General features: G+C 52.2%; 7 protein-coding genes. 1 reads left to right on the plus strand and 6 read right to left on the minus strand.

Annotated features, from left to right (window positions below; translation table 11 throughout):
- The 5 genes from VJY99_RS17820 to VJY99_RS17840 form a co-directional block, all read right to left on the minus strand.
- Positions 1-819, minus strand: an 819-nt coding sequence (locus VJY99_RS17820) for a ketose 1,6-bisphosphate aldolase (RefSeq protein ID WP_324120853.1), incomplete at its 3' end; no start/stop codon positions are given.
- Between the two features lie 27 nt (positions 820-846).
- A complete protein-coding gene (locus VJY99_RS17825) occupies positions 847-1530 on the minus strand; it encodes a D-lyxose/D-mannose family sugar isomerase (protein WP_324120855.1) in 684 nt (227 codons plus the stop codon).
- Positions 1531-1672: 142 nt separating this feature from the next.
- Complete coding sequence (locus VJY99_RS17830; RefSeq protein ID WP_324120857.1) at positions 1673-2605, minus strand: ABC transporter substrate-binding protein; 933 nt, start codon at positions 2603-2605, stop codon at positions 1673-1675.
- 164 nt (positions 2606-2769) lie between these two features.
- Complete coding sequence (locus VJY99_RS17835; RefSeq protein WP_324120859.1) at positions 2770-3792, minus strand: ABC transporter permease subunit; 1023 nt, start codon at positions 3790-3792, stop codon at positions 2770-2772.
- Positions 3782-5308, minus strand: a complete 1527-nt coding sequence (locus VJY99_RS17840) for a sugar ABC transporter ATP-binding protein (RefSeq protein ID WP_324120861.1) — start codon at positions 5306-5308, stop codon at positions 3782-3784. The genes VJY99_RS17835 and VJY99_RS17840 overlap by 11 nt, the downstream gene beginning before the upstream one ends.
- Positions 5309-5539: 231 nt before the next feature.
- Between VJY99_RS17840 and VJY99_RS17845 the strand changes: the two genes are divergently transcribed.
- On the plus strand, positions 5540-8104 hold the full coding sequence (locus tag VJY99_RS17845; protein WP_324120863.1) for an ATP-binding protein: 2565 nt from the start codon (positions 5540-5542) through the stop codon (positions 8102-8104).
- 264 nt (positions 8105-8368) lie between these two features.
- Here VJY99_RS17845 and VJY99_RS17850 read toward each other — a convergent pair.
- Positions 8369-8852 (minus strand): HlyD family secretion protein (locus VJY99_RS17850; protein WP_324120865.1); only part of this gene is annotated, 484 nt, incomplete at its 5' end.

An 8852-nucleotide genomic window follows, 5' to 3' on the forward strand; every position in this document is an offset into this window, starting at 1 on the left:
GACAACATCAGTAATCGCCTCTTCAATCCCCAACAGCAACTCGGCGTATTCGTCATAAATGGCATGTCGTTGATTCATACGGTGCTCAATCGCGTTGAGGGCAGCCTGCGACATCCCGGTATAGAAATTTATCTTGTGGATACCGAGGCTTATCGCTTTGCGGAAATCCTCGTCGCTGATGCCAGAGCCCCCGTGCAGAACCAGCGGCAGGCCAGTTTGCTGACGAATAGCGGCCAGACGATCAAAATCGAGTTTCGGCTCGCCTTTATATTTACCGTGCGCATTACCGATGGCGACGGCCAGGGTGTCGATGCCGGTTCTGTCGACAAAATCACGTGCCACCGCAGGGTCGGTAAACTTGTTGCTGTCGGCCTCGCCATACAGTGCGCCGCCTTCGTCCCCGCCCACCGCACCAAGCTCTGCTTCAACCGAGACTCCCACCGCGTGGCACATCTTCACCACTTCCCGGGTCTGGCGAACGTTCTCTTCATATTCAAGTGTAGAACCATCGAACATCACTGAGCTAAAACCGAGGCGTAAAGCGCGAACCACCGCTTCAAAATGCAGGCCGTGATCGAGATTAAGCACCACGGGAATATCATGGCGTGCCGCTTCGAATTTGACGGCTTCTACCAGCGAATCTAACGAGACATACTTAAAATGGACTTCGGCAATATTAATAATAAAGGGGGAGTTTTCTTGTTTTGCGGCGGCAAAAAGGGCACGCAGGAAATGACTGTCGAGCACGTTAAACGCCCCTAATGCATAGCCATTTTCACGTGCATGAGCCAGTCCATCTGCGAGCGATATCAAAGCCATAATGAATCCCCTGGTGTTGGAAACAAATTAAAGATGATGGCGATATTCGTTGCACAGCAACTGCTGCACGGGCGCGTCTTCGATGATGATGTTAAAACGCTCAAGTGGTTTCAGGAAACGGTTGTCGCGGTCGTCATCGTTGACCATCGACACTTCTCCAACCAGCACGTCGCCATAGCCCGACTCGCCCCAAAAACTGTGGTAAATGCCGGGCACAAGGCAAATGCTTTCCCCGGGTGACAGGCGCAACTGGCTACCCGCGGCGTGGGTCTGGCGGCAGCCATCAATGACGACGGTGACATCGCTTTCATCGGTCTGCTCGAACTGATCCGAATTCCACAGTTCAACAATCAAATTACCGCCGCCGCGATTGATAATGTCCTCGCGTTTGCGCCAGTGAAAGTGCATCGGCGTGAGTTGCCCTTCGCGCACATGCATAATTTTTTCGGCATAGCTTTTGGTATAGGGCGTGCCATCGGGTGAGCCGTTACGCAGGGTGAAAAGCGTCAGCCCTTGAGTCAGAAAATCGCTCCCGCCAAAAGCTGTCACGTCCCATCCCAATTTGAGATCGAACACTTCCTGCCAAATGTGTTTATCCACTTGTTGCCATTTAGCCAGGTGATAAGAGGCGAATGGCGGTAAATGGACGTCATGTTGCATAAAGAAATGACGAGTCTGAGAGAGGATCTGATTGACCTCGGAGCGCTTCATTAACATCTCCCTTTACCCGTCATACTTCAAGTTGCAGGGAGGGCGACGTTCACGCACCCGAATCACTGACTGGAGTAAGCTCATCGGGATTTGTTCACTTGCCGCCTGCCTGCAACTCGAACTATTTAGGGTAAATATGCAGTTATTTCACCGTCCAGCCCTTATAGGTCCCGATATTATTTTTATCGATCATGGTCACTGGAATCAGCACGGGCTCTTTCGGCGCAGGCTTCCCTTGCAGGATGTCATAACCAATCTCAACCGCTTTGGCGGCCATCACTTGCGGGTCTTGTGCCGGCGTTGCCACAAACAGTGTATTTCCACCACGCTTCAGCGCTTCTTCCGCATCCGGGCTTCCATCCACACCCACGATAAAGAACTCGTTACGTTGTGCCTGTTTCGCTGCCAGATCAGCACCGATCGCGGTAGGATCGTTGATCGCAAACACGCCGTCGATCTTCGGATTCGCCGCCAGCAATGACGTCATTATTTCCAGGCCACCTTCACGGCTGCCTTTGGCATTCTGGTTAGAGGAAAGGACTTTGATCTCAGGATGCTTTTTAAACTCGGTTTCGCAGCCTTCAACACGGTTCTGTACTGCGGATACCGGTGGCCCGTTGATGATAACCACATTGCCTTTGTTATTCAGACGATCCGAAATGTACTTACAGGCTAATTCGCCCGCCTGGGTGTTGTTTGAGGTGATCGTTGCATCCGCACCCTCTGCTGCCACGTCAACCGCAACCACGACGATCCCCGCTTCTTTCGCGCGTTTCACCGCCGGGCCGATCCCCTTAGAATCCGCAGCGTTCAAAATGATCATGTCCACTTTGGCGGCAATAAAGTTGTCAATTTGAGAAACCTGCTGGCCGAGATCGTAACCGCTGGAAACCAGCGTGACTTTCACGTTATCACCTGCGAGTTTGCGGGCTTCAAGCTCAGCACCTTTGGTTATTTGCACGAAGAACGGGTTGGCGAGATCACCTACCGTCACCCCGATGGATTTCAGTTCTTTGGCCTGCACAAATGGTGCGCTCGCAATCATGAGTACAGCGGCTATTAGCTTTAAACGCATAGTGTTGATCTCCTGTGTAGGGCTGCCTGTCATCTTTCGAACCGCAGATGCGTTGGCGACATTCGCTCACCCCAGTCACTTACTCATATGTAAGCTCCTGGGGATTCACTCTTTGCCGCCGGTCTGCAACTCGAAATCTATAGGGCTCTTGTTGTGTTGAGTTTTTATGCACTTTGATGGTGGCGGGTACGGTATTTGTCGATAAGCACTGCAATGATGATCACCGCACCCTTGATCACCAGTTGCCAGAAATACGAGACGCCCATTAGCGTCATACCATTGTTGAGCGTGGCGATAATCAATGCGCCAATTAGCGTGCCGGTTATCGTACCGATACCACCGACAAAACTGGTGCCACCGAGGATGACCGCGGCAATGGCGTCCAACTCATAACCCGCACCGAGGTTCCCGTTGGCGCTATATAACCGCGATGCGCTCATCACACCGCCAAGTCCTGAAAGCAGCCCGCTCATGCCATAAACGAACAGCAGAACCATCCAGACTTTAATGCCCGTCAGACGTGCGGCCTGCATGTTGCCGCCGACGGCATAAATATGAACGCCAAGGGTGGTGCGCCTGAGAATGAACCAACACACCACAATCACTGCCAACGCAATGACCACCAACCACGGAATCGGCCCGAGATACGAATTGCCAATCCATTCAAAATTGATATTGGAGTTAATCACCGTGGTGCCGTCAGCCAGCAAATAGGCCGCGCCACGCAGGGCGGTATAGGTGCCGAGTGTGACGATAAACGGAGGTAATCCGGCCCAGGCAACCAGCATGCCGTTGAACAACCCAAGCCCGGTGCCCATCATCAGCGCGGCAGGAATCGACAGCGATTCCCAACCTGGCATCAGCGAAACCACCATCGCGGTCACAGCCGTAGTGCCAAGAATTGAGCCGACAGACAGGTCGATACCGCCGGTTAAAATAATGAACGTCATCCCTGCGGCGAGAACGATATTGATCGACGACTGGCGGGCAATATTCAGCAGGTTAGATTCCGTAAAAAAGTTTGGCGTGATAAAACCAAATACCGCCACGATCAGTATCAAAATCGGCAAAATACCGACGGTTTGCATCAAATCACCGAATAAGGCTTTTTTCAGCGGAGTCGCTTTAGCAACGTGTTGCGGTATGGTTGGCGCCAACGGCGTTTCTTTACGTTGATCAATTGCCATGGTGGACCACCTTTTTATGGGCATCTTCGACACCGGTTGCCAGCGTCATAATGTTCTCTTGGGAGATGTCAGCAGGGTGTAATTCACCCACAATACTGCCTTCGCGCATCACATAAACCCGGTCGCTCATCCCGACGATTTCCGGTAATTCACTGGAGATCATCAAGATCGCCACACCCTGTTTTGCCATCTGGCTCATGATCCGGTAGATCTCACTTTTTGCGCCGACATCAACACCACGTGTGGGCTCATCAAGGATCAAAATACGTGGGCCGATCGCCACCCAGCGCGAGATCAGCAGTTTTTGCTGATTGCCTCCGGATAAACCGCCAGCACGGACTTGGGCATGTGGCACGCGGATATTCAGCAGGCTGATAGCATCGTCAGAAATCGTTTGGGCTTTTTTGCGATCAAGCCAGCCGTAGTGCGCATCACGCTCAAGTGTTGCCATCGTGATGTTGTCTTGTGCCGCCAGTTCGAGGAACAAACCCTGCTCTTTGCGGTTTTCCGTGAGAAAACCAATGCCGTGGTGAATAGCTTCACGAGGTGAATGAATCTTCACGGGCTTTCCGTCGATTTCAATGCAGCCACCGGTAGACTTGCGCACCCCAAATATCAACTGTGCAAGCTCAGAACGCCCGGCTCCGACCAGCCCTGCTAGCCCGACAATTTCACCAGACTTTACCTGTAGCCTCACCGGCTGCACTTTTGCGCTATCGGTCAAGTGGTGGACATTCAGACGCACGTTGCCCAGTGGAATATCGCGTTCTTTATTGAATAAATCGCTCAGCGGGCGGCCCACCATCATGCGTACCAATTCGTTAGCATTAAGGTGCTCCCGCGTCAGACTACCGACGTATTGCCCGTCGCGCAGAACGCTCACACGGTCAGAAAGTTCATACACTTCCGCCATGCGGTGGCTGATATAGATAATCGCCATACCTTCATCGCGCAGTCGCATAATCAGCTCGAACAGGCGGTGAGTTTCACGAGAAGAGAGGGCGGCGGTGGGTTCATCCATGACCAGGATGCGGCTGTTGCGGTGCAATGCGCGGGCAATTTCCACCTGCTGTTGTTCAGCAATGGTCAGCCGAGAGACTACATCGCTGGCCTTAAACTGTGCGCCCAGGCGGTCGATAACGCTTTGCGCCTGTAAAACCATCTCTTTGCGTTTTACCAGGCCGCCGTGTGAAAGCTCGCTGCCGAGGAAAATATTCTCGGCAACCGTCAGATTGGGTGCGAGCTGCATTTCTTGATAAATCAGTGTGATGCCCGCGTTTAATGCATCTTTCGGCCCTTTAATACTGTAAGCCTGGCCGTTAATTAAAATCTCGCCGCTGGTGGCGGTATACGCACCGGCAAGGATTTTCATCAGCGTGCTTTTTCCGGCTCCGTTTTCCCCCATGAGTGCGTGAATTTCGCCGGGGAACACCGTTAAGTCGACACCTTTCAACGCATAAAACTTGCCGAATGACTTGGCAATATTGCGCATCTCCAGAATGGGAACGCTACTCATGGCGCGGCTCCTGCGGATAGGGTTTCGATTGCTGCCAGTCAATCACGCGCAGGTAAATGGAAGATGTCAGAAGCCGTTCATATTTGTCATATAACTGAATAGTTAACCGTGATCACATTACCGTGACGGATTGATTCTGCTTATGCCGAAGTGAACCAGAATGTAGCATCAAGCTATTATCGGATTCGCGCAGTGCCATCCACCAAGAATACCTTCCTTCACGGAGCCAACATGCCGCAACCCCGCACACCTTTCTTTACAAGCGCTCGCGGACGTCTGCTGTCCTTTAACCTGCTGGTGGTTGCGGTAACGCTGATGGTGTGCGGCGTGGCGATTCTGGGTTTTGATCACGCCAGCCGTTTGCAGGAACAAGTTCAGGGGCAAACGCTGAGTGATATGTCCGGCAGTATGGAGTTGGCGCGTGATACCGCGAATGTCGCCACGGCGGCGGTGCGCCTGACGCAAGTCGTCGGGGCGCTGGAGTATCAAAGCGAAGCCCAGCGTTTAGAGCAAACGCAACAAGCGCTTCAAAATTCGCTCAAGCATCTGGCGAATGCCCCGCTCGCCAGCCATGAGCCGCAGTTAGTCAAGCGTATTACTGAACGCAGCAACGAACTGGAAAGCAGCGTCACGCGTATGCTGGAACTGGGCCATCGTCGCCATCTGGAGCGTAACGCGTTGCTGAGTGCGCTGTATCAAAACCAAAGTTATCTGCATCATATTCAGGATATAAATGCCCGCGACGGTTTAACGATCCCGCCAGCGCCGCTGTTGACTGAAATGGACCGGCTTATCTTGATTGCCATTCAAACGCCATCACCTCATGCAACGGTTGTGCAACTCACAGAAGTCATGGCGCAGCTTCCGGCACAGGCAGATTCACCGCTGGCAAATGGAATATTGCAGGAGTTCATCACCCATTTGCAGCAGTTGCTGCCGCTTTCCCAGGCATTGGATAACAGCGATTTAGGCATCTCCTGGTTTATGTACCACATCAAAGCGCTGGTAGCGTTCTTGAATCAGGACATCAATCAGTATGTGCAAAAGGTGGCTCAGGAGTCGCTCAACCGCACTGAGCAAAGCCACAAAGAGCTGCAATCGATGATTGCGTTTATCGGTTTGTTTGCCTTGCTTGCACTGGTGATCACCGGTTTTGCGGGCTGGTATATTTACCGCAATCTTGGCTCGAATCTCACGGCGATTTCCCACGCGATGACACGGCTGGCTCGTGGCGAGCGGGATGTCAGTGTACCTGCGTTACAACGCCGTGATGAGCTGGGTGAACTGGCGCGGGCGTTTAACGTTTTTGCCCGCAATACCGCTTCGCTTGAACACACCTCGAAATTACTGAAAGAAAAAAGTACTCAACTTGAGACCACCTTTCACGCAATGCGTGATGGTTTTGCGCTGTTCGATAACGACGGTAATTTGGTCGTGTGGAACCCACAATATCCTTTATTGTTGGGGTTGGCTGCGGAGCGGCTGCAGCGCGGGCAACACTATTTGAGTTTGCTAAAACAAGTGACGCCATTGCAGGAACATATTCTCGAAAACCTTTCACGCCCGTTACCCAAACCTCAAGAATTGCGGCTTGCAGATAATCGCACTATTGAACTGCGTTTTAGCCCAGTGCCGGGGCGCGGCATAGTGAATGTTGTGCTGGAGCGAACCGAGCGTAAAGCACTGGAAGAAGCGCTGGTTCACAGCCAAAAAATGAAAGCAGTAGGGCAGTTAACCGGTGGTCTGGCGCATGATTTTAATAATTTGCTGGCAGTCATCATCGGCAGCCTTGAGCTGACATCAGTAGATTCGCCGGATAGCACGCGCATCCAGAGAGCCTTAAAAGCGGCTGAACGTGGTGCGCAACTGACCCAACGTTTACTGGCCTTTTCCCGTAAACAATCACTCCATCCCCATGCTGTTGCGATGAAAGGCTTGCTGGAAAACCTCGACCCGTTGATTCGCCATTCACTGCCAGCCACGCTGGCGCTGGAAATAGAGGCACAGCATCCAGCATGGCCTGCCTGGATCGATGTCAATCAGCTTGAGAATGCGATTATCAATCTGGTCATGAATGCGCGTGATGCGATGGAAGGGCAAAACGGCACGATTAAAATCCGTACCTGGAATCAACGTGTGGTGCGAACGAGTGGGCGTAAACAGGATATGGTGGCGCTGGAAGTTGTCGACAGCGGTCATGGTATGTCGGAGGAAGTCAAAGCCCGGGTATTTGAACCGTTCTTTACCACCAAACAGACTGGTAGCGGAAGCGGGCTGGGTTTATCGATGGTGTATGGTTTTGTGCGTCAGTCGGGTGGAAGAGTACAAATTGAAAGTGCGCAAGGCCAGGGAACGTTGGTGCGTTTGCAACTGCCGCGTGCCCCCGGGCAGGTGCTCAGTGAAACCTTGCCTGAGCCTCTGGCGGTGAATCCGGATGAAGATCAATTGGTGCTGGTGCTGGAAGACGAACACGATGTGCGCCAGACGCTGTGCGAGCAGTTGCATCAATTGGGTTATTTGACGCTGGAAACCAGCGATAGCCAGCAGGCGCTGCAATTTCTCAAAGATGTGCCGGATATTCAGATTCTGATTAGCGACTTGATGATACCCGGGCCGATGAGTGGCGCCGATGTTATCCAACACGCTCGCGATAACTATCCACACCTTAGTTGCTTGCTGATAAGCGGCCAGGATTTACGCAGCAGCGGCCAGCAATTTCCACAAGTAGAGCTGCTGCGTAAGCCTTTTAATCAGCAAAAATTGGCACAATCTTTACGCAGAAGTAGACATTCGTAAGCTACATTGCAAATCAATGAAAAGGTATTAAGCAAACAATTGACTCGGAGTCCAGAAGAAGACATTAATAGAAAGACCCCTTCCAGTATCCCAGGAGGAAGTGGGTGGGTTTAGGAATACAACTTTGCCGCTCATTTATTGTTATGCACCTCATTATCATCCTGTAGCAAGGACTAAGCCCCTCTGCAAAGAGGGGCTGACTTTGACCAACAAAGACTTTCGTAGGTCGTACAGTAGCGCCATCCGATATTTAAGCTGATGAAACTACCCCTCTTTCCCCATTCCCGTCTGTTGAATCAACATCAATGACACACTATTAAACCAGCGATGCGCCAGACTCTGACGCTGACTTTCTATCGAAATCTCGGCGCGATTTTCCCGCTTAAGCACTGCTGCTTTTCCATCACCTTCAATCCACACGCGATACCAGACGCCTTGCGGACGCAGATCTTTTGCCGGTGCGGTCGGGTTTAATTGCACCGGCCCACCATGATCTTTTGCCAGCAATAAAGAAGACAGGCGCGTCACGGCGTTATGGTCGATGGAAACCACGCGGCCAATAATCGGTTGCCCCTCCCCACTTTGATAAATCTTTGCTTTCGCCCCCACATGCAGCCGCGCGAGATCCTCTTCACCAACCAGCGCTTTAGCTCGCCAGCGGTCGGCGCTCACCAGGGTTGCAATGTGCGTCGAAGTGGAAATCCAGCTTCCAGGCTGCAAAGAAATATCGCTATCTTCGATACGCCCC

Source organism: Buttiauxella sp., from assembly GCF_035271705.1.
Taxonomy (GTDB): domain Bacteria; phylum Pseudomonadota; class Gammaproteobacteria; order Enterobacterales; family Enterobacteriaceae; genus Buttiauxella.

Excerpts from the sequence above, each read along its gene's own strand:
- VJY99_RS17835 (WP_324120859.1), bottom strand. The coding sequence starts at position 3,792 with ATGGCAATTGATCAACGTAAAGAAACGCCGTTGGCGCCAACCATACCG.
- VJY99_RS17845 (WP_324120863.1), top strand. The coding sequence starts at position 5,540 with ATGCCGCAACCCCGCACACCTTTCTTTACAAGCGCTCGCGGACGTCTG.
- VJY99_RS17840 (WP_324120861.1), bottom strand. The coding sequence starts at position 5,308 with ATGAGTAGCGTTCCCATTCTGGAGATGCGCAATATTGCCAAGTCATTC.
- VJY99_RS17825 (WP_324120855.1), bottom strand. The coding sequence starts at position 1,530 with ATGAAGCGCTCCGAGGTCAATCAGATCCTCTCTCAGACTCGTCATTTC.
- VJY99_RS17830 (WP_324120857.1), bottom strand. The coding sequence starts at position 2,605 with ATGCGTTTAAAGCTAATAGCCGCTGTACTCATGATTGCGAGCGCACCA.